We start from the raw sequence: 22,749 nt of genomic DNA, 5'->3' as shown, positions 1-22,749 counted from the left end.
CCCGCACCGGGCCGGGACCGCGTTATCCGGGCCGCTCGGATCGGGTTTCCGATCGGAACCGCCAGTCCGGCGAATTGCCGGTATTGCCCAAATTATGGCTTCTACCTGCGAAATCTGTAACTGATCGAGACGGGCGAGCGAAGAACAGCCAGCGGCCCCCGGGCGGGGATCAGTGGCGGTGATGGCAGCACCGGCGGATCGGGCCCCCGATCCCGCGCACGCACGAGGGGTGTGTGCGCGGGATCATCTGAGAACCGTCCCGGCGTCGGTCGCACCCTGCCGGGCGCCACCGCCGATGTCCAGCGGGTGGGTTCCCTCCCTCTCCGCTGATCCCCGCCGCCACGCCCGAGAGTCGCGAATCGCGCTGCGCCGCCACCGATGTCGATTGCCAATCAGTAGCTGAACGATGGGTTGCCCTGCAATGTAGATGCATACATGAATTAAAAAGTCAATCTTGGTCCCGCTCAACGGGATCGATGAGGCGTATGTGACTTACGCCCCGTTACCTTTGCCCGATGTTCAGAGCGAGGCTCGGGGTCCGGACCCGCGTGCTCGCCATCGCACTCGTCCCGAGCCTGGCGCTGCTCGTGATCGGCGTGGGTGGCGCGGGGTACCTGGTGGTCGAGAGCAAGCACGCGCGGGAGTGGGCGGATGCGTTGTCCGCCGCGGCAGCGCCCACCGGAGACGTGATCGCCGCGGTGGAGCAGGAGCGCCAGCAGTCGCTGGCCCAGATGGGGGGCGCCGACGACGCCAGCCCGAAGGCGTTGGCACAGGCGCGAACCCGTCTCGACAGCGCGCTACAGGCCCTGGCACCGGTCAGCGCCACCATGCAGAAGACCAGCCCGAAGTCCGTCGGCGATGACGTCGGCGGTCTCACCACACTGACCCGTCAGCTCGCCGGACTGCGCACCCAGATCGACACCAATGCCGTGTCGATCTCCGACGTCTACTACTTCTACGGCAAGCTGCTCGAATTCGTCTGGATCGGCACCCGGCTCGTCGCCGACACCGCGCCCAATCCCGATGTGGCCCTGGAGATCGCCAACGGTCTGCAGGTCGTGCAGGCCGCCGAAATGCTCTCCCGCGAGGCCGCGGTCGCCGAGGTGCTGCTGTCGGGCGGCAGCGTGCCGCCCGAGCTGGCCATCGAATTCTCCCGGGTGGCGGGCACCTACCGGGTGAACCTCGGCGTGCTGGCCGGTGGTGACGGCACCACCGGTGACGTCGACATGCAGGCCCTCATGAACGATCCGGACTGGACGAAGATCGTCATGATGGAGAACGTGCTGCTGTCGCGGGCACTCGATCCCATGACCGTTCCGCCCGCGAAACCCGGGGGCACCACACAGGTCGCGCCGCTGACCTTCACCCCGCAGGAATGGCGCGACACCGTCTCCCGGCTCAATACGCAGATGCTGCGCCTGTGGGGCAAGATGAGCCGCCACAACGAGAAGCTGGCCGCTGACGCGGCCGACCGCGACGCCCGCGACTCCGCCCTCGTCGGTGGTGCCATGCTCGCCGTGTCGACGCTCGCATTTCTGGTGTCGCTGGTGCTCGCCAACCGGATCATTCGCCGCCTCAAGGGCCTGCGCAACGAGACGCTGGTGCTGGCCGACGAGCGCCTGCCCGAGATCATGGCCAAGCTGCGCGCCGGCCAGCCGGTCGACCCCGCCACCGAGGCCGCGGTGCTGGACTTCGGCCACGACGAGATCGGCCAGGTGGCAAAGGCATTCACGCACGCTCACGGCGCCGCCGTGGCGGCCGCCATCACCGAGGCCCGCACCCGTGAGGGCGTCAAGGCGATGTTCCTCAATATCGCCCACCGCAGCCAGGTCATCGTGCACCGGCAGCTGGAGATCCTCGACGCCGCGGAGGCGCAGCAGGAGGACCCGGCGTTGCTGGACATCTACTTCCGGCTCGACCACCTCGCCACCCGCGAACGCCGCAACGCCGAGAACCTGATCATTCTCGCCGGCGGCCAGCCTGGCCGGCAGTGGCGGAATCCGGTGCAGCTGCTGGAGATCGTGCGCTCCAGCGTCGGCGAGACCCTCGACTACACCCGCGTCAGGATCGCCCGGCTGCCGGAGGTGTCCATCGCCGGCAGCGCAGTGGCCGACCTCGTGCACCTGCTCGCCGAGCTGGTCGACAATGCCGCCCACTTCTCGCCGCCGCAGTCGCAGGTCGAGGTGCGCGGCAATGTGGTCGGCAAGGGCGTCGCCATCGAGATCATCGACCAGGGCATGGGCATGCCCGAGGAGGAGCTCGCGCGGATCAACGAGATCCTGCGCGAGGCACCGGACTTCGGTGTGGCCATGCTGCCCGATGACTTCCGGCTCGGCCGATTCGTGGTTGCCCAGCTGGCGGCACGCAATGGTATCTCGGTGCGGCTCACCGAATCCGACTACGGCGGCGTGCGGGCCATCGTGCTGGTGCCCAACAGCCTGGTCGTGCAGCCTTCCAACCGGACCGGTGAGATCCCGGTCGTGCCGCGGCAGCTCGATGCCGCCGAGCCGTCCGCGACCTCGATGGCGGTGGCCGCGTTGCCGCAGCTCCCCGCGGCGCCGGCGGTACCTCCGTCGATGATCTCGAGCTACGAACTGCCGGTCCTCGACTACGAAGCCCACGAACCCCCGGCCGCGCCGGGGGCTGCGAGCGCCCCTCAGCCGGAGCCCTCCGGGCCGTCCACCGGCTCGTCCGTGCCGCCGATCATGTCCTTCGGAGCAGCGACACCATTCGATCCGCCGACCAGCCCGCGGCCGCGGGGGAATCCTCCGGCCGCACCGATCCCCCCGGCGGAAAACGGTTTCCGTGCTCGCGAATTCGGACGGTCGCATTACACTGGCTCCGACACCCGGCCCGCGCTCCCGCGTCGGCGTCGGCAGGCAAGTCTCGCACCGGAATTGGCGCAGGAGCAGTCGACCGCCGAGTCGACGGCCCCCGCCACCCGTACGGCCGAGCAGGCCCGAGACCTTTTCTCCGCTATCGAGAACGGAACCAGGCAGGGCCGCAAGGCCGACCCCGGTTCGTTCGGGCCTGAGTCCCAGGCATTTTCGGAACGACAGGAAGGCGACGGTGACCACCTCAAACGCTGGTGATCTCAACTGGCTACTCGATGATCTGGTCGACCGGCTCGCAGGCGTCCGTCACGCGGTGGTGCACTCCACCGACGGGCTGCTGCTGGGCCGCTCCTCCGCCATGAGCCGCGAGGACGCCGAACACTTCGGTGCCATGTCCTCGACCCTCTACGGGCTCGCGCGCAGCGCCGGCGGCAGATTCGACGGCGGCGGCGTCCGCCAGGCGGTGATCGAACTCGAGCGCGCGGTGCTGTTCGTGACGGCCGCGGGCAGCCACGCCTGCCTGGCGCTGCAGGCCACCGAGCAGGCCAACCTCGGCATGGTCGCCTACGAGATGAACCTGACCGTGCAGCGCGTCGGCAACTACCTGTCCACCACCCCGCGCCACAATCTGGCCGGACAAGGCAACCCCCGACTGTCATGAGGCCGGGGCCGGAGCAACAGTGGTTCGACGACGCGGCCGGTCCGCTCGTGCGCCCCTACGCACGCACCGGCGGTCGGACCATGGGCGCGGCGCACGATTTGGACATGCTCACGGTGGTGGTGGTTCCCAATGCCGCCCCACCGCTGCGGCGTGTCGAACCGGAATACACCGAAATCGTGCGGTTGTGCCGGTTGCCGCTGTCGGTGGCCGAGGTCTCGGCCGCCCTGCGGTTGCCATTGGCGGTAACGAAAATCCTGGTGGGGGACCTCATCTCCGACAACATCCTCAACTTCCGGGCCCCGGCCTCCCCCGAGGCCGCGCCCGGTGACCTCAACATTCTGCGAGCGGTACTCGATGGCATCCGAAAACTTTGACTCCGCCGCGCCCATGGCCGCCTCGGTGAAAATTCTCATCGCGGGCGGCTTCGGCGTCGGCAAAACCACCATGGTGGGATCGATCAGTGAGATCGCCCCCCTGCGCACCGAAGAACTCATCACCGAGTTGTCCGCCGGCGTCGACGATCTGCGGGGCGTGGAAGGCAAGACGACCACCACGGTCGCACTCGACTTCGGCCGCATCACCATCGACGCGAACCTGGTTCTCTATCTGTTCGGCACCCCCGGACAGGACCGCTTCTGGTTCCTCTGGGACGAACTCGCGCGCGGCGCCCTGGGCGCGGTCGTACTGGCCGACACCCGCCGCCTCGACGGATCGTTCGCCGCGATCGACTTCTTCGAACGCCGCGGCGTCGCCTTCACCGTCGCCGTCAACTGCTTCGAGGGCGCGCCGCTGTACACCCCCGCCGAGGTCCGCGACGCCCTCGACCTGGACGACCGCATCCCAGTGCTGCTGTGTGACGCCCGTGACCGCGGCTCGTGCAAGAACGTGCTGATGACCCTGGTCGAGTACCTCATCGATCGCGCGGCCACCGCCGGGGTGCGCTGACAGCGCGCCGAAACGGTATCGGGCCCGTCCAGCGTCTGCTGGACGGGCCCGATGCGTATCGCGTTCTCTCGCCGCTCAGTTCGGCTCGACGACGGCGAAGTCACTGATCCAGCGGTGGGGGCCCCGGGGGCTGTTCGGCTCGCCCGGGCGGGTCACGCCGATGGCCTGCCAGCCTGCCACGGTCGCGGCGTCCACCTCGTCCGGGTGGTCGGACAGGAACAGGATCTGTGCGGCCGGGACGCCGATGGCGCTCGCGATCTTCTCGTAAGAGGAGGCTTCGCGTTTCGGGCCCGCGGTGGACAGGTCGAAGTGGCCGCTGATCAGTGGGGAGAGGTCGCCGCCACGGGCGAAAGCGAACCAATCCTTCTGGTTGCGAACCGAACCCGAGGAGTAGATGTAGAGCTCCAGACCGGCGTCGCGCCAGGCGCGTAGGACCGGAGGCACATCCGGGAAGAACTCGCCGTGCAGGGCGCCATTGCGGAAGCCCTCGGCGCAGATGATGCCCTGGGCGGCCTTGAGCGGCTCCGACTTCACGTCGGAATCGAGCCACTCGATGAGGATCCGCGCCACCTCGGCGGCGTCCGCATCCGGACGATCGGCCTGGGCGCGGGTGGCCTCGATGATGGGATCGGCGGCGCCGTCGATGTTTTCGGCCAGCCAGGCCGGGAGTCGGTCGCGGGTGTAGCCGTACAGGTCCTCCCGCACCGAACTGGTCGGGCTGGTAGTGCCCTCGATATCGAGAACGACCGCCTTGATCATGCCGGGGCCAGCAGCTCGTCGAGGGTCGGGAAACCGGACGAGATCTTGTCGCCGGTGAAATCGCCGATCCAGCCGTCCTCCTCCTCGAAGAAGCGCACGGCCACGAACTCCGGCTGGGCGCCCATGTCGAACCAGTGCAGGGTGCCCGCCGGGACCGAGACCAGATCGCCCGCGGTGCACACGGTGGCCAGCACCTCATCGCCCAGGTGCAGATAGAAGCAGCCCGAGCCGGCCGCGAAGAAACGGACCTCATCCTCGGCGTGACGGTGCTCGTCGAGGAACTTGGTGCGCGCGGCGAATGCCTTGGCGGGCCACTCCGGGTCGCTGTCATCGGGGTGGATCCGGGCCACGTCGATGAACTTGTAGCGGCCGTCAGCGTTCAATTCATCGATGCGAGCCTGGTATTCGGCCAGCAGCTTCTCGGTGGTGGTGGCGGCGCTGAAACCCTCCAGCAGCGGCCAGCGCTCGAAGATGATGCCGCGTTCGGCCAGCTCGGCGGCGATCACCGCGTCGTCGTCGGTGCGCAGGATGACGTTACCGGCGTCCTTGTCGGACATGATCTGCAACAGAGTCATAGGGGTTCCTTTCTCGGAACTAATTGTCGCCCACCGGAATCTCGCGGTATCCGGTCAAGGTGGTCAGCTCGCACATGGCCTCGAGGCATTCGGCGCGGTCACGCGCCTGCGCCAGGGTCGAGCCCCAGGTGGTGATGCCGTGCCCGGCGATGAACAGTACGGGCGGGGCGTCGGGGTGCTCGGTCAGGTACTTCTCGATGTCCGCGCCGATCTGCGGGACATCGGCGTGGTTCGGGAACACTGGGATGTCGATGAGATCGGGGCGCGCCGAACCGAGGCCCTTGATCAGCTCGTAGCCCGCGAAACGCGCTGTGGCGACGCCGGATCCAGCCGTCTTGATCGAGACCGCCGTGGCGTGCGGCGGATGGACGTGCACCACCGCGTCGGCGCCGCGGGTGCGATATACGGCGGTGTGGATGGTGGTCTCCGCCGACGGCTTGCGGCCGGACGCGTCGACCGGCTCGGAATCGACGACCGCGACGGCCACTATGTCCGCGGCGGTGAGCTCGCCCTTTGACAGCCCGCTCGCGGTGATGACGGCCGTATCACCCTGGCGCACCGAGATATTGCCCGCGGTGCCGGGCATCCAGCCGCTGGCGTAGAGGCCGCGCGCGATGTCCGCGATCTCGGCACCGGCGGTCGACGCCGCGGCGTCCGTCGCCGAAGACGAGGCCGATGTCCGCGCGGCGGCGGCATCCTCGAGCACGCCGTACTCGGTGACCACGGCGGTGACCAGCTCGGCCGGGGTCACGTCGAATGCCGGATTGAAGGTCGGGGTGTTCTCGGGAGCTGTTGCGACGCCGCCGAATCCGGTCACCTCGGCGGCGGCGCGCTGCTCCACCACGATGTCGGAGCCCCGCGCGGTCGAGATATCGCGGGTCGATTCGGGTGCGACCACGATGAACGGAATACCGTGATGCTTGGCGGCGATGGCCAGCATGTAGGTGCCGATCTTGTTGGCGACGGCCCCGTCGGCGGTGATCCGGTCCGCGCCCACGACCACGGCATCCACCTGCTCGGTCGCCATGGCCCAGGCCGCGGCGGAATCGATTGTGAGCCGGTGCGGGATACCGGCTTCGGCCATCTCCCATGCGGTCAGACGTGCGCCCTGCAGCAGCGGGCGGGTCTCGTCCACGATCACCTCGGCGAGCGCGCCGCGCTGATGCAGCATTCGCAGCGCGCCGATGGCGGTGCCCCATGCGGTGGTGGCCAGGCGGCCCGTATTGCAGTGGGTGAGCAGTCGCAGCGGGCGATCCGCGCAGAGCCGCTGAATCAGATCGGCGGCCTCGGCGGCGGCGGCCAGGTTCACGCGGCCGTCCTCGGCCAGCAGCTCGAGCGCCTCGTCGAGCATGGCCTGCACGCCTTCGGGCAGCTTGGCCAGCGTGCGCTGCACACCCCAGGCCAGATTCACCGCGGTCGGCCGGGCGTCCGCGATGCGTGCGGCCTCGGCCTCCACTTTCGCGGCGTCGACCGCGCCGTCGGCGGTGGCGGCCAGCGCCGCGATCACCACGCCGAAGGCACCGCACACGCCGATCGCCGGCGCCCCGCGCACGGCCAAGGTCTTGATCGCATCGATGACCTCGTCGACCGTCGTGATCCGAAGCTCCCGCACCTCGTGCGGCAGCGCCCGCTGGTCGATGGTGACGAGCGCACCGTCGGCCCACGCGATCGAACTCTGATCCATCTAGTTGTGCCCTCTTGACTGGAGAATTGCGGCAACGCCCACGGCCGTGGGCACACTCCACCGTATCGAACCCGTACCCGCGCCTGACCGGCAGGTTTCGGATCAGCGCAATCCGAATAGCCGGTTTTCGTGCGGGATGCCCCGCGAGAGGGTAGTGCGGCGCACCGCGGGTCGGCCTCGCGTACGGCGGGCATGCCGCCTTACTATCGCGGGATGGCGAGACCGCGTCGTACCCGCAAGATCACCGTGACGATGCCGGAGGACATAGCCGCCACCCTCGACGGTTGGCGCGACACCGGCCGCATTGCCTCGATCTCCGCCTTCGTCGCCGAATCCGTGAAGGCTCGCGTCGACCGCGCCGAATCCCTCGCCCGGCTCGAGAACGCGCTCGGGGGCCGACCACCGCTCGATCTGATCAATCGCGCCCGAGCCGTCCAGGGTCTGCCCCCGTTATCGGACGAGGAGGATCCCGGCGACCGCGTCGGCGCGGCATGACCCCCGCCGCCCCGACGCTGGGCGGCGTCGTTTTCGACACGGCCGCGCTGACCGCCTGGGCCCATCGCGTGGCGTATGTGCAATCAGTGGTGTGGGCGACCGCGGACGCCGGGCACACCATCATCGTGCCCGCCACCGCCCTCGCCGCGGCCCGCGCGCTGATTCCGCCCGGGCGACTCGATATCCTGTCGGTCCTGCTGGATCTGCCGAACACCGTCATCCAGCCGCTCGACCGCCCCGCCAGCGATCATCTGGGCGACACGCTCGCCGATCGGCCGGACGCCGACGCGCTCATTCCGGCCGGTCACGCGACTCTCGAAGCGGTGAGTCGGGATTGGCCGTGCTTGACCGACCGGCCCGACACACTGCGCACGCTGGACCCGCGCGTCCAGATCGACAAGTTGCCCTGAGTCTGGTTGCGGCCCTGGGGCCTTATCGCTCATACGCGTCCGAGTGCGAGCGTGACGTTGTGCCCGCCGAAGCCGAACGAGTTGCTCAGCGCGTATGTCAGCTCCTCATGTCGTGGCTTGTCGGCCACCACATCCAGCTCGGTATCGGGATCCGGAGTCTCGAAATTCAGTGTGGGCGGGACGATCTGCTCGCTCAGCGTCCGGAGGGTCAACATCGCCTCCAGTGCGCCGACCGCCCCGATGGAATGACCCAGCGCCGACTTCGGCGCGTACACCGAGGCATTCGGTGCGACCGCCATGATCGCCTTCGCCTCGGAGGCGTCACCGACCCGGGTGCCGGTGGCGTGGGCATTGACGTGGTCGATATCGTCGCCGGTCAATCCAGCCGTCGCGAGCGCCTTACGCATTGCCCGGGCGGCGCCGTCGCCATCGGGTGCGGTGCCGGTGATGTGGTACCCGTCCGAGGTGATGCCCGCCCCGAGGACGCGGCCGAGCATCCGCGCACCCCGAGCCCGCGCATGCTCCTCCGACTCCAGCACCAGCAGCGCGCCCGCCTCGCCGAACACGAACCCGTCCCGGTCCCTGTCGAAAGGCCGTGAGGCGCGCTCGGGTTCGTCATTGCGAGTGCTCATGGCGCGCATCATGGCGAAACTGGCGATCGGCACCGCGTCGATGTGACCCTCCACGCCGCCCGCGACCACGACGTCCGCCTCGCCGGTCGTGATCAGCCGCCAGGCGTGGGCGATGGCCTCAGCGCCCGAGGCGCAGGCCGAAACAGGCGCGTACACACCGCCTTTCGCGCCGATCTCCAGCCCGACGGTGGCCGCCGACCCGTTCGGCATGACCATGGGAACCGTCATGGGCGGCACCTTCCGGTATCCCCCAATCTTCATCAGCTCCACGGCGTCGACCAGCGCCTCACCACCACCGAGCCCGGTACCGACGGCGACCGCCAGCCGCTCCGGCTCGGCCTCCGGCGTCCCGGCTTCGTGCCAGACCTGCCGGGCCAGAACCAGCGCCAACTGCTGCACGAATGACATCCGCCGCTGCTCGATCCGGGTCAGCCGGTCCCCCGGATGCGCCGTCAGCCGCCCGCCTATCCGCACCGGCAGATCGTTGGCTGCCACGAAATCGTCTGTGAGCGTGCCTATCCCGCTATCCCCCGCCAGCAGCCGCGACCATGTGGATTCGAGGTCCGCCCCCAGGCACGTGGTGGCCGCCATCGCCGTCACCACGACGCTGCGCCGAGTTTCCGTACCAGTTGTTACACTCATGCGGATATGGATACCTGTAGCACCCGCTACAGTCAATCCGTGCCCCGTCCACTCGACCACGCCCGCCGCGCTCAGCTCCTCGAGGGCGTCATCGCCTACATCGCCGGCCACGGCCTGGCCGAACTGTCCCTCCGTCCGCTGGCGGAGTACCTGGGCACGAGCTCGCGAATGCTCATCCACTACTTCGGTACGAAAGAGGCAATGCTGGTCGCGGCCCTGGAGACCCAGCGGCCCGACATCGCCGCCCTCTTCTCCGGCATCGACTCCGCCGAGGTCCTCCGCGAGCGCCTCTCCGCGTCCTTCGCGATCAACACCGCAGGCCAGTTCGCGAACAGCCTCCCGGTGCTTCTCCAGGTCTTGGGTGCTGCCACCGTGCCCGGCAGCCCTTTCAAGTCGTACGCGATCGACGCGATCGAAGTTCTCATCACCGCGATGACGGAGTCCCTCAGTCGAATAGATCCCACCATCAGTGACCCTGAAGCCTCCGCGACCCTGCTCATCTCCGGCATGCGCGGCCTGATCCAGGACTGGTGGGTCACCGGTGACACCGCGCGAGTCCATCGCGCCGTGGATCTCCTCATAGCGCAGGCCGTCCCGACCCACGGCTGACCGCCGAGCACGCATTGGCGCAGGCAATCGCCGACAAGACCACTGCGCCAATGCGTGCTCGCGCGGTCAGGCGGGGGTGAGAGCGGGGCGATTGCGGACGATGGCCGCTCCGGCAATGAGGGACAAGGTCAGCAAGGTCATAGCGAAGGTCGTTGTGCCCGTCGAGATTCCGACGCGGTCACTCAGATATCCGGCGCTGACGGGGAGCAGACCCGCGGGGATGTAGCCGCCGATATTGAAGGCCGCGTTGGCTTCGGCAAGTCGGGCGGCGGGGACCGCGTGGCCGAGGAGGGAGAGGCCGCCCAGCTGACCCAAGCCCTGACCCGCACCGGCGAGCAGGGCCGACACGATCAAGCAGGTCGGTGATTGGGTGTGGACCGCGACCGCGAGGGTCAGCATGGCCAGCGCGGTTGCCGCGGCGGAGATCGTCATGGTCGCCGGGCGCGGCAGGGACCGGGCGGCGAACTGGGCGGCGGTGGCGGTGAAGAACATCGCGAAGGCCATGGCGCCGGCGATGATTCGGCTGGTGGCGCCGAGCAGTCCGGAGAGCAGGGCCGGGCCCAGAGACAGGACGAAGGATGTGGCGGTGATTCCGGGAGCGAAGACGGCGATACCGAAGAAGAGCAGGCGACGGTTGTCGCGGGGAACGCGGGGTATCCGGATCCACGATCCCGCGTCCCGGTGCGCCGGTCGGCCGACCGGCATGCGCAGGACGGTGATGAAAGCTGTTGCCAGCAGTGCGATCTCGACCAGGAAAACGGTCACCGTCGGGGCGGGAGCGGTCTCCGACAACACCCCCGACAACAGCGGGCCCACGCCCGCGCCGAGAACCATCGCCGTGGAGGCGAAGAGCGCACCGAGGTGCTTGCGCTCGGGGCCGGCGACATCGGTGACGGCGGCCATGCCCGCCGAGACCGCGGCGCCCACCGCGATGCCGGTCAGCAGTCGGGCGATCATCAGGGCGATCACATCGGATGCGGTCGCGAAGATCAGACACGCGGCCGCCGCGAGGATCAGCGCCGGAATCAGTACCGCTTTGCGGCCGAGCCGGTCCGACGCGACGCCGGACACCAGCAGCGATCCGAGCAGTCCGACGATGTAGAACGCGAAGACCACGGTCATCGTGCCCTTGGAGAACCCGAAGTCGCGCTGCCACAGCACATACAGCGGCGTCGCCGCGTTCGACAGGATGAAGACCGCGGTCACCGGCCACGCGGCGAGCCAGATCCACCACTTCGGGGCGATGCGAGTCCGGGCTCCGAGGTCGATCGGCCTCTCGGCCTCCGCTGGACGGGATTGTGTCGCAATCACTTCCACTACCTCCACTCATAGTTCGAATTGGCTCGAACTAGTTCGAATGGAGTCGAACATAGCATGCTGTACGATGAAAGTCGTACAAGCGCTGACAGTGAGGAGCCCGCCGATGCCGACGAAGCAGCATCCCGCGTCGAAGTTCGCGCTCCCCGAGCAGCCGGCCATCGTCCCGGACCCTTTGCCGGAGCCCGCGATCGACGAATTGCGTCTCGAAACCGTCATGGGCGCGCTCAGTGACCCGTTGCGACTGCGCATCGTCCAGAAGCTGCTGCTCGAATCCGAGGCGTACGACCACCCCTGCGGCTGGTTCGGCATCGACCGCCCGAAATCGTCACTGACGCACCACTTCAAGGCCTTGCGCGAAGCCGGTGTCACCCGGCAGCGTCAATATGGCCTGGAACGCCGCAGCCAGGTCCGCATCGACGATCTCGAGGCCCGCTTTCCCGGCCTGCTCGGGCTCGTCGCCGAGTGGCGGCCCGCGGACTGACGCCCGCTAGGCTGCCCGAATGCAGACGGAGTGGGAGCAGCGGCTGATCGACACGGTGGCGTGGGTGCGAATCGAGGACGGGCGAATCCTCTGCGCCCGACCACACGGCAAGGATGTCTTCTATGTCCCGGGCGGAAAGCGCGAAGGTGTGGAGACCGACCTGCAGACCCTCGTTCGCGAGATCCGCGAGGAGCTGACGGTCGAACTCGCACCCGAAACCGTGGCCCATGTCGGTACCTACGAGGCGCTGATCCCCGACGCCGTCGTGCGCATGGCCTGCTATACCGCCGAATACTCCGGCACGCTCGCGGCCAGTAGTGAAATCGACGAGATCGCCTGGTTCAGCTACTCGGATCGCCCCCATGTACCGCCCGTCGACCAGCTCCTTTTCGACGATCTACACGCCGACGACCTGCTCGCGCACGACTGACCAGTCTCAGCAATTAGAACATGTTGTTGACAGTGACCGACCGGCGGTCATCGAGAGACTGGTCCAAATGTAGAACATGTTCTAGTGTGGTGGGCACAACATTTCCAGTGTCGGAAAGTTCAGAGGAGCCCACCACACCATGCGTACCGAGATCTGCGATCGCCTCGGCATCGACGTACCCATTTTCGCCTTCACCCACTGTCGGGACGTGGCCGCCGCGGTCAGCAATGCGGGCGGTCTGGGTGTACTCGGCGCGGTCGGTTTCACCGCCGAGCAGCTCGAGGTCGAACTGCAGTGGCTCGATGACCACGTGCAAGGCGTCTATGGCGTGGACCTGGTCATCCCCTCCAAGTACGAGGGCAAGGGCGTCGAGGGCCTGAGCCCGGAGGAGCTGGAAGCCCAACTGGCCAAGCTGGTTCCGCAGGAGCACCGCGACTTCGCCGAGAAGATCCTCAACGACCACGGCGTGCCGCACCTGCCGCCGGAGGAGCACCACAACCAGCTGCTGGGCTGGACCGCCACCACGGTCGCCCCGCAGATCGAGGTGATCCTGAAGCACCCCAAGGCCAAGCTGGTCGCCAACGCGCTGGGCACACCGCCCGACGATGTCATCAAGCAGATCCAGGACTCCGGCCGCCTCATCGGCGCGCTGTGCGGATCGGTCAAGCACGCGCTCAACCACAAGAACGCCGGACTGGACTTCGTGGTCATGCAGGGCACCGAGGGCGGTGGCCACTGCGGTGAGATCGCATCCATCGTGCTGTGGCCGCAGGTCATCGACGCGATCGGCGATATGCCGGCGCTCGCGGCCGGTGGTATCGGCAATGGCCGTCAGATCGCGGCCGCCCTCGCCATGGGTGCGGCGGGCGCGTGGACCGGCTCGCTGTGGCTGACCGTGGAGGAGGCGAATGTGCCGCCCGCGCAGATGCAGACCTATATCGACGCCACCAGCCTGGACACCGTGCGCTCGCGCTCGTGGACCGGCAAGCCCTGCCGCATGCTCAAGAACGACTGGACCGAGGCATGGGAGCGCCCGGACACCCCGAATCCGCTGGGCATGCCGCTGCAGATGATGGTCGCCCTCGACGGGGTCAAGCGCGGCCACCGCTATCCGGAGCAGGCCAAGGATGTGAACTTCAACCCGGTCGGTCAGGTCGTCGGCATGATGAACAAGATGGAGCGCTCCGCGGACGTGGTCCAGCGCCTCATCGCGGAGTACCTGGAAGCCTGTGAGCGTCTGAACAAGCTCAACAACGCCTGATTCTCAGGGCAGTTCGGCGCGTCGGGTAGGGCTGCCCGGCGCGCCGAACTGTGTCCGGGCTTCGGCACAGGGCCGCGGGCTACCAGCTCGCCTACGGCGCCGGCGTTACTGTGGGCGGGTGGGGAAGCTGGAGCGGGTACTGCGGGCCGCGTACTACGCGGTGCTGTCGGTTCCGGTTGCCTTCGCACCCACAGGGGTTCGGGCCCGGCTGGTGCGGCGGGTGTTTCGGTCGCCGTTCGCGCTACGTGAGCCTGGAGTATGGCGGAGCATGGTTCACACGGTGCTCGCTCTCGCAATCGGACTGGTCGCCTGGTTCGCCGTCTTTCTCCTGGTCGTGGCCGCCGTGCGCGGAATCTTCTACCCGCTGATTGCGGCACACGACTATGAGCACTCCTGGGGCGGACCGACATTGGCGGGCGCGTGGGCGGTGCATTTCGCCGGTGGCGCGCTGCCGCTCCCACTCTGGGTTCTGCTGATCGCGGGGCTCGGGGTCCTGCAGCTACAGTTGACTCGACGGTTGCTGGGTCGAATCGGACCGTGGTGGCCGATACCGGTGGCGGTTGCGGTCTTCCTCGGGGCGGCAGCGTTCTTCATAGCCTGGCTGCATCAGATTTGATGCCACACGGCTGCCTGAGCACCGACGGAGAGCTCATGTTCGAACAATAGTTGTGAGACCGGTCTCCGAAAGGCCGGTATGGCTTGCTGTTTCGACCCCTGGATTGCCACGGTGTTCGAGACATGTTGCAAAAGAAGCCATCACGCGTCCGGAAACTGATCCGGCCTCTCGACATCGCGGCGTTGCTCGTATCGACCGTCATCGCACCGGCGGTGGCGAGCCGGCCGGGCCCCGAGCCCACACTCACCGATGAGGTGACGAAGGCCCGCACCCTGCTCGAGACGCTGCCCGGGCACAACCACGCTGTCGACAATGATTACTACCGCGAGAAGTTCGGGCCGGCCTGGAGCGACGACGTGCCCGTCGCAGGCGTGCGGAACGGATGCGATACCCGCATTATCTGCACTGTTCCAGGAGCGGTCGCATGATGTTCCCGGCGGTGCAGCGCATTTCGATAGGGCTTCGTGTGAGGGATATGAGCGACGGGCTTGCGGTCGCGTTTGGTGAGGCGCCGTGGTGAAGCGAGTGTGGTCCAGCTTTTCCGTGCGAGCGCGCCGTTTGCTTGCGGTTCTTGCTCCGCTCCTCGTCGCCGTGTTGGTCGCATTCTCGTATGCGCTGCTCGGAGAGCGGAAAGATATCGGCACGGGACCTGGGCCGGCGGACACTGCTGCGGCCTCGGCCAAGGACGTCACCGAGTTACTGCCGAAACTGGTAGTCACACAAGAAGACTCGATGAATGGTTACAGCCGTGAGAAGTTCCCGCACTGGGATACGAACAAGCCCGAACACGGGTTCGGTGACCAGTTTGCCCAGTATGGTCGGTGCACCACCCGAGTAGTCATGCTACTGAGGGACGCCGTCGGGTCGGTTCGCCTGGATCCGAAAACCTGTGAGCTGAAGGTCGATTCAGGGGCCGGATGGCGGGACCAGTACGGGGTTGCCGACCGCACGAGTGGACAGCTGAAGCCGTACAAATGGGTGATCGACCCTTCGGGTGTGGACGCCGATCACATTGTGCCCTTGGCCGAGGCCTGGCGATCGGGCGCCGACGCGCGTGATGAGGACACTCGTCGCCGGATCGCCAACGATGCGCTGAACCTCGTTGCCTCTGATCCGACTGCCAACAGGTCCAAGGGTGATCAGGATGCGGCGAACTACTTGCCGCCGGGGAACTTCCGGTGTGCCTATGTCTCCCGGTATGTCCAGGTCAAGATAAAGTACGCACTGACCGTCGATCCTGCCGAGCAGACCGCGCTGCGCACCGCCGTCGGCGACTGCGCCCGTCGAGGAGGGTTCAGATAACCGAGATCGTCGAGATCACCGCCGAGGCCGCGGTCATGACCGAGGAAGAAGGGACGGTGTCTGGTGATCTTGATGTCACCCTCGACGACTCGGGCAAGGGACTGGTGCGCTACCGCGGCACCGATACATGGTTGACGATCGGCAATCTCGATGGTGAGCGGCCCCGAACCTGGGCCACGATCAACGATCTCGTCGCAGCGATCGAAACGGAGATCGGCTCCCGTGACGCCACCGGGAATATCGTGCCCTTCGAGGCATAACAGCGGACGTAGCGTAGCGGCCCAGAAATCCTGAAGCTGGCCCTAGCCGCAAAGCAGCGTCTATTCGGCGGGTTTGCTGAGGTGGCGCTAGCTGGCGGGGCGGGTGACGCCGAGTTGGGCGGCGACCTGCTCGACGGTGATCTCATGCAGAATCTGCATGAGCGGACCGTTGCCGTCGATACCCGCGTATCGCCGCAGCAGCTCCACGCTGCTGCGGGCCGCGGGAAGACTCCGCTGCGGCGCGGCGATCCGGGCTACCGACTGCAGCTGGACGGCGACGGCGTCGCCCGCGAATGAGCTAGTCGCGCAGCGACCCTCGCAAGGCTTCGGCTCGGCTCTTGACCCCGTCCGTCATGCCGCCGAAGCCCTTGCGCAGCGCGCCGCCGAGCAGGCCGCCGACCACCGAAGCCAGCGGGCCATCGAGTTGGAAGTGCGAGTCATAGCGTGTGCGGTCGTCACCCAGATCGGTGACCAGGTGCGAGCGCTCGCTGCTGAGCAGACCCAGCGGCGCGGGCTTCATGGTGTAGCTGAACTCCCGGCCCGGAGTGTGCGAGCGGATGAACTCACGTTGCTTCTTGGGCGGACCCACCAGCTGCACCCGCATATCGATCGGCGACCCTGGTTCCAGGGTGGTCGTGCACTCCAGCACGAAGGGGTTCCATTCCCCGTACTTGTCCACGTCGGCGAGCACCTGCCAGACCAGTTCGGCGGGCGCGTCGATCTCCACGCTTTTGTCGATGACGAAGGCCATAGGGGAACAATACTGAAACCAGTTCTAGAACGTCGGGCGGGCCGTCACCGGCCGGCGCTACCGCGGTCTCACCTTCGCGGAGGATCCCCGCGGCGGCCGCTGACCATGGAATGCCGGTAGGCACAGCGACATACAGCCCAGGAATGTGCACCCCACCCCGGTACGGTCGAGCCATGACCCTCGCCGACCGCTATCCCCTCCTACACGCCCCCGCTCGCTGGGAGTGGGGCGGCCTCGACGTCCAATTCTCCACCGACCTCCCACCCGACCGCCTCGTCACCAATATCCACGTGATCTGCTTCGTCGGCGACCGCATAGTGCTGTGCCGGGACGATCGCGACATCTGGATCCTGCCCGGCGGCACCCGCGAAGCCGGGGAATCCATCGAGTCCTGTGTCATTCGGGAACTCGCCGAAGAAGCCGGCGCCGAACTGGCCGGCCCACTCCACCACTTCGGCGCCCACTACGCGACCACCGACCGTCCCGCCCCCTACCGACCCTGGCAACCCCACCCCCACAAAGCCTGGCTCTGGTGCACCGCCGACGTCACCCTCACCGGTCACCCCACCAATCCCGATGACGCCGAACACATCCTGGAGGTCCGCCCCTTCCCCCTCGCCGAGGCCATCGCCCACGCCGCCACCGACGGCCCCCACCTGCCCGAACTACTGCAACTGGCAGCCGAACTCCATCCCCGTGGATCCCTGGTAACCAGAGCGCAAACCAGCCGGCCATCGGTTTGAACGGAACGACTGCCGAGTACGGGCTCTCCAATAGCAGTGCGTCCCCATCGCGCCGGTCATTGCTGGATCTGGCAGGCCGAGGGCTGGGGGAAGATAGCGAGGCAGCCTGAGTCCGCGGCGTCGATCGCGACACCGCGACGGCAGCGATCTCGGCGAGAACCCGGGCGCCGGTGAGATCGGCGAGGCCGGGAAAGCTGGTGACGACCGCATAGTCAGGGTGCTTGCGGAACTCCTCCGCAGCTGCCTGCTCCAGGCCAACCCCATCGACCCCGAACCCACCCCAGATCCCAAGCCCGACTGCTGATTCCTACAACCAGCAGCAGCACAACCGGCCAGCGGCATGACCCAATTGTCCCGTCTCGGCAGTTGGCCGGTGAAATTCAGGCGGCGATGTCGAATTCGCCTGGAAATACGTGTTCAGAGCATGATTCAACGTCCGATGCTGCTTGGACTCCGGCTGCTGTGGCTTCCACCTGCCCGATCTCGCCGGGTACACCGCCCCGTCGCGCAATCCCGACAGGGACTGACTCGACAATCATCCGAAGGTGCCCGCTCGAAACGTCAGGAAGGCCGCAGGACGAGTTTGCGGTGCGGAGCCCCGTGCTGCAGCTGCCAGGCTCGAGTTGCCTGCTCGAGCGGGAACTCTTCGATGTCGACGACGAGTTCGCCTGCTGCCGCGTGGGTGAGCATCCGGTTGAACGCCGCGACGACAACCTCGTGGGGTGCCTCTCCGTTGCGGTAGGTCAGCATCGTCTTGCCTCGCAGGGCAAGGTAGGGAATCGTCGCCGCAAGCCGTCCGGCGCTGCGACCTACCCCGACGGTGCGACCTCCGGGCTTGGTCGCCCGCAGCGCAGCTACGAACGGTGGTCCCCACAGCGGGTCGTACACGAGGTCCGCGCCGCCGCGTGATGCGTCGAGCAACGCGGCGACATCCTCGTCGGTGCCGTCGTCGCCGAGCACGACGATCTCGTCGGCGCCGCGCCCGCGCAGCGACTCCAATGTCGCCTCGTCACGCCCGGCGGCAACGACCCAACCGGCACCGAGCAGCTTGGCCGCCTGGGTGGCGACTTGCCCGGCTGCCCCGGTCGCGCCGAGCACGATGACGGTCTCACCAGGTTGCAGTCGCGCAGTCGTCTCGAGCGGAATCCATGCCGGCTGGCCGGAGATTCCCGCGATCAGCACTGTCGCCGGGTCCATCTCGGCCGGAACCTCGATAACCTCCCGCGGGTCGACCAACGTGCGCTCAGCGAACGTACCGAACGGCGGTCGGGCGCGATGACTGTAGACAGCGCGACCGTCGAGCGCGACCACAGCCTCGTTGCCGAGTACCAACGGCACAGGGTTCGCGGTGCCCAGATGGCCCTCGGCGATGGCCACATCGACCGGATTCAGCCCGGCAGCAAGCACCTCGGCTTCGAGCAAACCCGGCACCGGTCGCGGGTCGGAGAACTCCTCGATCTGCGGGGCTGCCCCATAATCCCGTAGCACGAACGCTCGCATCCATACCTCCAAGTATCTCTATTCGGGATGATCCCATATTGATACTATATCGGGATGAGTCAATTGGAAGAGTGTCCTGCCGAGCGCGACGACTTGCACTGGCTTGCCTTGCGGCTCTACCGAGGGCTGGGCAACGCCGAATTGCCGGTGGTGCGCAGGCACGGCTTGTCGTTGTGGGGCTACGAGATACTCACCCTGCTGATCGAGCGACCGGCGTTGAGTCAGGTCGACATCGCCGCGGCGCTCGACCTCGACAAGAACAAGGTCGTTCGTGTGGTCGATGAACTGGAGGCGGCCGGTTTCGCCGATCGGGTACCCGACCGGACCGATCGACGCCGACACAACATCGCCGTCACCCACACCGGACGCGAGACCCGCGCTCTCGTGGAGAACGCTTTACGGCAGATCGAAGAAACACTGTTCAACACACTGCCACCTGCCCAACGAACCACCACCCGCACAGGCCTGCGGCACCTGGTCGCCGCGCTCGACGACATCATCTACCAGGCCACTCCGCCCGACTCTGAAGCGGAGACACTCGATGGAAAGCATGAAGCACCGACGACGAGGCCGAGCTGATCGCTCAACCTGACGCTGAGATTCGCAAGTGGATGATCACCGCCGGCAGCAGAGCCGTGATCATCCTCGCAGCTTCGGGTGGATCCGGTGGAGATCGGCTCGTATGGCAAGCGCGCCAAGACCGCACCGAGCATGTGCGGCTGGCTGCCCAGTATCTGCGCTGGCGGCCGGCCGGGCCGCTGGAGTCGAAGGAGCTGGACGAGTTCCTGCTGGCGCGGGCGATGGAGCACGATTCTCCGACGCTGCTGTTCCGGCTGGGCTGCGAATATTTGATCTCGGCTCGGGTGATCCGGCCGGGCACCGTGACGGTGGTGGAGCGAGTCGCACACGCCCGTCACCAGGCCCAGGCCGAGACTTACGATCGGCTCGCGCACGAGTTCACGCCCGCGCGGTGCGCAGAGCTGGACGCGCTGGTCACCGATCCTTACTTATGTAGTAGAGATCGATTCGGTGGCACTGACGCACTCCGGGTTCCGGACCCTGCGAGGTCTTACGAAAGGCTGTGCGCGGCGCTGCGGGTTGATCGTTCGGTGGTCGGGCCGCTGGGACTCCTTTGCCGATCCTGGACATGAAAGTCCTCGAGGGAGGCTGTGAGCATTGCGGTCCGAACCGCACGCATTCCTTCCGCTGATTCCGACAGAAGGACTGGCCGGTTCTAGATCGAGGGTCCGTGAAGTCGGACGGCACCCGCTACGTGAGTAAGGATGGTCGATATGGACGATGTGATGAAGCTGATCGGTGGCGTCGAGAAGCGGGACATCCGCATCGTCGACTACGACCCCGCGTGGCCGGTACGCTTCGCCGCCGAGCAGGGCCGGATCGTTGACGCACTCGGTGTCATCGCATGCCGCATCGACCACATCGGGTCGACCTCGGTACCGGGGCTTGCGGCCAAGCCGATCATCGACATCGATCTGAGCGTGCCCGACGTCGAGGACGAATCGGCGTATCTCGGCCCGCTGCTCACCACGGGCTATCAACTACGGGTCCGAGAGCGCGGACATCGTATGGTGCGCACCCCGCAGCGCGATGTCCATGTGCACATCTCGACGGTCGGCAGCGAGTGGGAACGGCGCCATCTGCTGTTTCGAGACTGGTTACGCCACGACACCGAGGACCGAGCCGCCTACCAGGAGCTCAAACGTGAGCTCTCACAGCGTGATTGGATCGACATGAACGCGTACGCCGATGCCAAGGGCCCACTCATCAGTGAGATGACCGTGCGCGCCGAAGCTTGGGCACTATCCGTCGGCTGGAGTCCGAAGAATTGAGCCCTACGCCGCCCAAGGGGCATCGGCAGCGGCGGACAAACCTGCGGTGATCGACCCCTGACAAATCTCAGGGCAGCGTCGACGGCGAATTCCACCGGCGGCTGCCCGCCGATAGTGAACTCGTCCGAGCCATCTCGGTCCTGGCGCGGGCCCAGCAGGACGCGGTTTGGCGACGCACCAAGGCCGGCAACGAGCTGCGCTCGCTGCTGCGCGAGTACTACCCAGCGTTTCTGGCCATCTTCGCCGGAAAGACGGCCACCAACCTCGCCAAACCCGAAGCCTGAGCGATCCTGGCGATCGCACCGACACCCGCCCACGCCGCCAAACTCACCAAAGCCCGTGTCGCCACGGCACTTCGCCGCGCTGGACGTCAGCGCGGTATCGACGCCCTGGCCGCGGAGCTCCTCACCGACCTCCGCGCCCCACAGCTGCGTCAGCCCTGGCCGGTCGAGCAAGCGATGGGCCGCCAGGCCCTCGCGCTGCTGGCCACCCTGGAAGCGGCCTGCAAAGGCGCTGACGACCTGGAACAGGCCACTGCGGAGGAGTTCCGCCAACACCCTGACCATGCGGTCGTCACCAGCTTTCCCGGACTCGCCGATCTCACCGGCGCCCGGGTCCTCGCCGAAATCGGTGACGACCGCACACGATTCGCCAGCGACCGAGCGTTGAAGGCCTACGCCGGATCCGCCCCGTTCACCCGAGCGTCCGGCAAAACCATCTCCATCACCCACCGGCGCATCAAGAACGACCGCCTGGTCGCCGCCGACTGGATCTGGGCCTTCTCCGCAATGGCCAGCGCGGGCCCTGCCCGCGAGCACTATCTGCGCCGGCGGACACACGGCGACCGACACACACCAGCGCTGCGCCATGTGTTCAACAAGATGCTCGGCCAGCTGCATCACTGCCTACTAACCGGCCAATCCTTCAATCGGGTCAAGGCTTTCGGTCTCCCAATCGCGGTCGTGAAGACCGTCGACCAGCTTGACGGCCGCGGTCCCGACGGACTACCCGGCACCAGCCGGGCCCTGGACTCAGTCTCCGACGACGAGATCGGCGCAACTCTCGAATCTCTCTGGGGCACAGCGGCAGTCAATACCTGGAACGCGCGCCGCGCTGCGGTCGCGAAATGGCTTTCCTGGTGTCGTGAGCAAGGCTGGGACGCCCCGCGGGTGCCGTCGTCGGCCGCGCGTTCGACCCCGCCGGACTCCGAGACACCGGTGCGCTCGCGGACCGCGATCGACCGGCTCATCTCCCGTCGCGACGTCCATCTGCGAGAGAAGACGCTGTGGCGGATGCTGTATGAAACCTGCGCTCGCGCAGAGGAACTGCTTCAGCTCAACATCGAAGATCTCGACCTGGCGGGCCGGTGCGCCCGGGTGAAGTCCAAGGGCGCCAAACCCCGCACCCGCCGCCGCAGCGCGGCCCACGCCGAACACGTCCTAGACACGGTCTACTGGGACGCCGGCACCGCCCGGCTACTGCCGAGATCGATCCATGGCCGCGCCCGCGGACCGGTATTCGTGACCCACCGCCGACCCGGACCAGGAAAATACCTCGCCGAACGCGACCTGTGCCCCGAGACCGGACTCGCGCGGCTGTCCTACGACCAGGCCCGCGATCTACTCGACACCGCCACTGCTACAGATGGGCCCGGCACCGGATGGTCCCTGCACGAACTCCGGCACTCCGGCCTGACACACCTTGGCGAAGCCGGCGCAAGCCTGCTCGAGCTGATGGCCAAGTCGCGCCACCGCGAAGCCGAGAACCTGCGCCGCTACTTCAAACCCTCACCCAGGCCATGCGCGAACTGACCAGCCTCATCGGCCCTGGCGCTTCCCGCCCCTACTGACCAGCGGCTACGTCAGTCGGGTGGCCCAGGGGAATCTCACCCCTGGGCTCCCACAGATCCGGGCGTAACAGTCTCCCGTTACCCGGCTCTTGTCATCCTGTTCGCCAGGCATGCGGTGTCCACTGCCAGTGCCGGAACAT

Annotated in this window: 27 protein-coding genes and 1 pseudogene; 21 read left to right on the top strand and 7 right to left on the bottom strand. The window is 67.1% G+C overall.

Annotated elements, in window-relative coordinates; all coding sequences use genetic code 11:
* Window positions 1-515: 515 nt before the first annotated feature.
* Genes GLP40_RS29395 through GLP40_RS29380 form a run of 4 tightly spaced genes read left to right on the top strand, consistent with a single transcriptional unit; the run spans window position 516 to window position 4,440 of the window.
* Window positions 516-3,092, top strand: coding sequence for a sensor histidine kinase (locus GLP40_RS29395; RefSeq protein WP_154791274.1), 2,577 nt, complete (start codon window positions 516-518; stop codon window positions 3,090-3,092).
* Window positions 3,070-3,495, top strand: a complete 426-nt coding sequence (locus GLP40_RS29390; RefSeq protein WP_040857697.1) for a roadblock/LC7 domain-containing protein — start codon at window positions 3,070-3,072, stop codon at window positions 3,493-3,495. The genes GLP40_RS29395 and GLP40_RS29390 overlap by 23 nt, the downstream gene beginning before the upstream one ends.
* Entirely contained in the window at window positions 3,492-3,869 is a 378-nt protein-coding gene (locus GLP40_RS29385; RefSeq protein ID WP_154791273.1) for a DUF742 domain-containing protein, read from the top strand. The genes GLP40_RS29390 and GLP40_RS29385 overlap by 4 nt, the downstream gene beginning before the upstream one ends.
* Complete coding sequence (locus GLP40_RS29380; RefSeq protein WP_154791272.1) at window positions 3,850-4,440, top strand: GTP-binding protein; 591 nt, start codon at window positions 3,850-3,852, stop codon at window positions 4,438-4,440. The genes GLP40_RS29385 and GLP40_RS29380 overlap by 20 nt, the downstream gene beginning before the upstream one ends.
* Before the next feature lie 75 nt (window positions 4,441-4,515).
* Here the strand turns inward: GLP40_RS29380 and mtnC are convergent, their stop codons facing one another.
* Genes mtnC through mtnA form a run of 3 tightly spaced genes read right to left on the bottom strand, consistent with a single transcriptional unit; the run spans window position 4,516 to window position 7,458 of the window.
* Window positions 4,516-5,199 carry an acireductone synthase gene (gene mtnC, locus GLP40_RS29375; RefSeq protein ID WP_154791271.1) on the bottom strand — a complete coding sequence of 228 codons (684 nt, stop codon included), beginning with the start codon at window positions 5,197-5,199 and terminating at the stop codon, window positions 4,516-4,518.
* The gene (locus GLP40_RS29370; RefSeq protein WP_154791270.1) at window positions 5,196-5,774 is read right to left on the bottom strand and encodes a 1,2-dihydroxy-3-keto-5-methylthiopentene dioxygenase; all 579 of its coding nucleotides are present in this window, start codon (window positions 5,772-5,774) and stop codon (window positions 5,196-5,198) included. The genes mtnC and GLP40_RS29370 overlap by 4 nt, the downstream gene beginning before the upstream one ends.
* A 19-nt stretch (window positions 5,775-5,793) precedes the next feature.
* Window positions 5,794-7,458 carry an S-methyl-5-thioribose-1-phosphate isomerase gene (mtnA, locus tag GLP40_RS29365; protein ID WP_154791269.1) on the bottom strand — a complete coding sequence of 555 codons (1,665 nt, stop codon included), beginning with the start codon at window positions 7,456-7,458 and terminating at the stop codon, window positions 5,794-5,796.
* A 213-nt stretch (window positions 7,459-7,671) separates the two neighbouring features.
* Here mtnA and GLP40_RS29360 point away from each other — a divergent pair, with 213 nt between their 5' ends.
* On the top strand, window positions 7,672-7,953 hold the full coding sequence (locus tag GLP40_RS29360; protein WP_154791268.1) for a ribbon-helix-helix domain-containing protein: 282 nt from the start codon (window positions 7,672-7,674) through the stop codon (window positions 7,951-7,953).
* On the top strand, window positions 7,950-8,363 hold the full coding sequence (locus GLP40_RS29355; RefSeq protein ID WP_154791267.1) for a hypothetical protein: 414 nt from the start codon (window positions 7,950-7,952) through the stop codon (window positions 8,361-8,363). The genes GLP40_RS29360 and GLP40_RS29355 overlap by 4 nt, the downstream gene beginning before the upstream one ends.
* Before the next feature lie 29 nt (window positions 8,364-8,392).
* Here the strand turns inward: GLP40_RS29355 and GLP40_RS29350 are convergent, their stop codons facing one another.
* Entirely contained in the window at window positions 8,393-9,637 is a 1,245-nt protein-coding gene (locus GLP40_RS29350; RefSeq protein ID WP_154791266.1) for a KasA/KasB family beta-ketoacyl-ACP synthase, read from the bottom strand.
* A gap of 39 nt (window positions 9,638-9,676) precedes the next feature.
* Between GLP40_RS29350 and GLP40_RS29345 the strand changes: the two genes are divergently transcribed.
* Window positions 9,677-10,246: a TetR/AcrR family transcriptional regulator gene (locus GLP40_RS29345; RefSeq protein WP_328290799.1), complete on the top strand. Its 570-nt coding sequence runs from the start codon at window positions 9,677-9,679 to the stop codon at window positions 10,244-10,246.
* A gap of 66 nt (window positions 10,247-10,312) precedes the next feature.
* Here the strand turns inward: GLP40_RS29345 and GLP40_RS29340 are convergent, their stop codons facing one another.
* Entirely contained in the window at window positions 10,313-11,557 is a 1,245-nt protein-coding gene (locus GLP40_RS29340) for an MFS transporter (protein ID WP_328290798.1), read from the bottom strand.
* Between the two features lie 112 nt (window positions 11,558-11,669).
* On the opposite strand from GLP40_RS29340, the gene GLP40_RS29335 reads away from it, so the two are divergent.
* The 8 genes from GLP40_RS29335 (at window position 11,670) to GLP40_RS29300 (ending at window position 16,213) form a co-directional block, all read left to right on the top strand.
* On the top strand, window positions 11,670-12,047 hold the full coding sequence (locus tag GLP40_RS29335) for an ArsR/SmtB family transcription factor (protein WP_154791264.1): 378 nt from the start codon (window positions 11,670-11,672) through the stop codon (window positions 12,045-12,047).
* A 19-nt stretch (window positions 12,048-12,066) separates the two neighbouring features.
* On the top strand, window positions 12,067-12,477 hold the full coding sequence (locus GLP40_RS29330) for an NUDIX hydrolase (RefSeq protein ID WP_154791263.1): 411 nt from the start codon (window positions 12,067-12,069) through the stop codon (window positions 12,475-12,477).
* A 139-nt stretch (window positions 12,478-12,616) separates the two neighbouring features.
* A complete protein-coding gene (locus tag GLP40_RS29325; RefSeq protein ID WP_154791262.1) occupies window positions 12,617-13,738 on the top strand; it encodes an NAD(P)H-dependent flavin oxidoreductase in 1,122 nt (373 codons plus the stop codon).
* A gap of 118 nt (window positions 13,739-13,856) precedes the next feature.
* Window positions 13,857-14,354 carry a sensor domain-containing protein gene (locus tag GLP40_RS29320; protein ID WP_328290797.1) on the top strand — a complete coding sequence of 166 codons (498 nt, stop codon included), beginning with the start codon at window positions 13,857-13,859 and terminating at the stop codon, window positions 14,352-14,354.
* 83 nt (window positions 14,355-14,437) lie between these two features.
* Window positions 14,438-14,782, top strand: a complete 345-nt coding sequence (locus GLP40_RS33410; RefSeq protein ID WP_196054841.1) for a hypothetical protein — start codon at window positions 14,438-14,440, stop codon at window positions 14,780-14,782.
* An 85-nt stretch (window positions 14,783-14,867) separates the two neighbouring features.
* Entirely contained in the window at window positions 14,868-15,656 is a 789-nt protein-coding gene (locus GLP40_RS29310) for an HNH endonuclease family protein (protein WP_328290796.1), read from the top strand.
* Window positions 15,657-15,691: 35 nt separating this feature from the next.
* On the top strand, window positions 15,692-15,916 hold the full coding sequence (locus GLP40_RS29305; RefSeq protein WP_154791261.1) for a hypothetical protein: 225 nt from the start codon (window positions 15,692-15,694) through the stop codon (window positions 15,914-15,916).
* 81 nt (window positions 15,917-15,997) lie between these two features.
* On the top strand, window positions 15,998-16,213 hold the full coding sequence (locus tag GLP40_RS29300) for an excalibur calcium-binding domain-containing protein (protein WP_154791260.1): 216 nt from the start codon (window positions 15,998-16,000) through the stop codon (window positions 16,211-16,213).
* Between the two features lies 1 nt (window position 16,214).
* On the opposite strand, the gene GLP40_RS29295 is transcribed toward GLP40_RS29300, so the two are convergent.
* Window positions 16,215-16,667, bottom strand: a complete 453-nt coding sequence (locus GLP40_RS29295) for an SRPBCC domain-containing protein (protein WP_154791259.1) — start codon at window positions 16,665-16,667, stop codon at window positions 16,215-16,217.
* Window positions 16,668-16,840: 173 nt separating this feature from the next.
* Between GLP40_RS29295 and GLP40_RS29290 the strand changes: the two genes are divergently transcribed.
* Window positions 16,841-17,410, top strand: a complete 570-nt coding sequence (locus GLP40_RS29290) for an NUDIX hydrolase (protein WP_154791258.1) — start codon at window positions 16,841-16,843, stop codon at window positions 17,408-17,410.
* Window positions 17,411-17,971: 561 nt separating this feature from the next.
* Here the strand turns inward: GLP40_RS29290 and GLP40_RS29285 are convergent.
* Complete coding sequence (locus tag GLP40_RS29285; protein ID WP_154791257.1) at window positions 17,972-18,910, bottom strand: quinone oxidoreductase family protein; 939 nt, start codon at window positions 18,908-18,910, stop codon at window positions 17,972-17,974.
* Window positions 18,911-18,964: 54 nt separating this feature from the next.
* Here GLP40_RS29285 and GLP40_RS29280 point away from each other — a divergent pair, with 54 nt between their 5' ends.
* From GLP40_RS29280 to GLP40_RS29260, 5 genes and pseudogenes are all read left to right on the top strand, one after another.
* Entirely contained in the window at window positions 18,965-19,489 is a 525-nt protein-coding gene (locus tag GLP40_RS29280; RefSeq protein ID WP_154791256.1) for a MarR family winged helix-turn-helix transcriptional regulator, read from the top strand.
* A gap of 63 nt (window positions 19,490-19,552) precedes the next feature.
* A pseudogene (locus tag GLP40_RS29275) lies at window positions 19,553-19,939 on the top strand (DUF4158 domain-containing protein); the annotation flags it as partial.
* A gap of 263 nt (window positions 19,940-20,202) precedes the next feature.
* Complete coding sequence (locus tag GLP40_RS29270) at window positions 20,203-20,760, top strand: GrpB family protein (RefSeq protein ID WP_154791255.1); 558 nt, start codon at window positions 20,203-20,205, stop codon at window positions 20,758-20,760.
* A gap of 101 nt (window positions 20,761-20,861) precedes the next feature.
* Window positions 20,862-21,044 carry a hypothetical protein gene (locus GLP40_RS35170; protein WP_407671731.1) on the top strand — a complete coding sequence of 61 codons (183 nt, stop codon included), beginning with the start codon at window positions 20,862-20,864 and terminating at the stop codon, window positions 21,042-21,044.
* Window positions 21,045-21,218: 174 nt separating this feature from the next.
* Window positions 21,219-22,571: a transposase gene (locus GLP40_RS29260; RefSeq protein WP_230330058.1), complete on the top strand. Its 1,353-nt coding sequence runs from the start codon at window positions 21,219-21,221 to the stop codon at window positions 22,569-22,571.
* Window positions 22,572-22,749 lie beyond the last annotated feature (178 nt).

Origin of the sequence: Nocardia aurantiaca, from assembly GCF_009708175.1 — a bacterium.
GTDB classification, from domain to species: Bacteria; Actinomycetota; Actinomycetes; order Mycobacteriales; family Mycobacteriaceae; genus Nocardia; species Nocardia aurantiaca.
The sequence above is the reverse complement of the archived record's forward strand: the minus strand, read 5'-3'. Positions and strand labels throughout refer to the sequence as shown.

Bases quoted from the DNA above. Each gene is read 5' to 3' on its own strand.
- GLP40_RS29260 (WP_230330058.1), top strand. From the start codon at position 21,219: ATGGGCCGCCAGGCCCTCGCGCTGCTGGCCACCCTGGAAGCGGCCTGC.
- GLP40_RS29350 (WP_154791266.1), bottom strand. From the start codon at position 9,637: ATGAGTGTAACAACTGGTACGGAAACTCGGCGCAGCGTCGTGGTGACG.
- GLP40_RS29355 (WP_154791267.1), top strand. From the start codon at position 7,950: ATGACCCCCGCCGCCCCGACGCTGGGCGGCGTCGTTTTCGACACGGCC.
- GLP40_RS29370 (WP_154791270.1), bottom strand. From the start codon at position 5,774: ATGACTCTGTTGCAGATCATGTCCGACAAGGACGCCGGTAACGTCATC.
- GLP40_RS29285 (WP_154791257.1), bottom strand. From the start codon at position 18,910: ATGCGAGCGTTCGTGCTACGGGATTATGGGGCAGCCCCGCAGATCGAG.
- GLP40_RS29385 (WP_154791273.1), top strand. From the start codon at position 3,492: ATGAGGCCGGGGCCGGAGCAACAGTGGTTCGACGACGCGGCCGGTCCG.
- GLP40_RS29325 (WP_154791262.1), top strand. From the start codon at position 12,617: ATGCGTACCGAGATCTGCGATCGCCTCGGCATCGACGTACCCATTTTC.
- GLP40_RS29280 (WP_154791256.1), top strand. From the start codon at position 18,965: ATGAGTCAATTGGAAGAGTGTCCTGCCGAGCGCGACGACTTGCACTGG.
- GLP40_RS29290 (WP_154791258.1), top strand. From the start codon at position 16,841: ATGACCCTCGCCGACCGCTATCCCCTCCTACACGCCCCCGCTCGCTGG.
- GLP40_RS29395 (WP_154791274.1), top strand. From the start codon at position 516: ATGTTCAGAGCGAGGCTCGGGGTCCGGACCCGCGTGCTCGCCATCGCA.
- mtnC (WP_154791271.1), bottom strand. From the start codon at position 5,199: ATGATCAAGGCGGTCGTTCTCGATATCGAGGGCACTACCAGCCCGACC.
- mtnA (WP_154791269.1), bottom strand. From the start codon at position 7,458: ATGGATCAGAGTTCGATCGCGTGGGCCGACGGTGCGCTCGTCACCATC.
- GLP40_RS29360 (WP_154791268.1), top strand. From the start codon at position 7,672: ATGGCGAGACCGCGTCGTACCCGCAAGATCACCGTGACGATGCCGGAG.
- GLP40_RS29270 (WP_154791255.1), top strand. From the start codon at position 20,203: ATGGACGATGTGATGAAGCTGATCGGTGGCGTCGAGAAGCGGGACATC.
- GLP40_RS29295 (WP_154791259.1), bottom strand. From the start codon at position 16,667: ATGGCCTTCGTCATCGACAAAAGCGTGGAGATCGACGCGCCCGCCGAA.
- GLP40_RS29335 (WP_154791264.1), top strand. From the start codon at position 11,670: ATGCCGACGAAGCAGCATCCCGCGTCGAAGTTCGCGCTCCCCGAGCAG.
- GLP40_RS29380 (WP_154791272.1), top strand. From the start codon at position 3,850: ATGGCATCCGAAAACTTTGACTCCGCCGCGCCCATGGCCGCCTCGGTG.
- GLP40_RS29330 (WP_154791263.1), top strand. From the start codon at position 12,067: ATGCAGACGGAGTGGGAGCAGCGGCTGATCGACACGGTGGCGTGGGTG.
- GLP40_RS29305 (WP_154791261.1), top strand. From the start codon at position 15,692: ATGACCGAGGAAGAAGGGACGGTGTCTGGTGATCTTGATGTCACCCTC.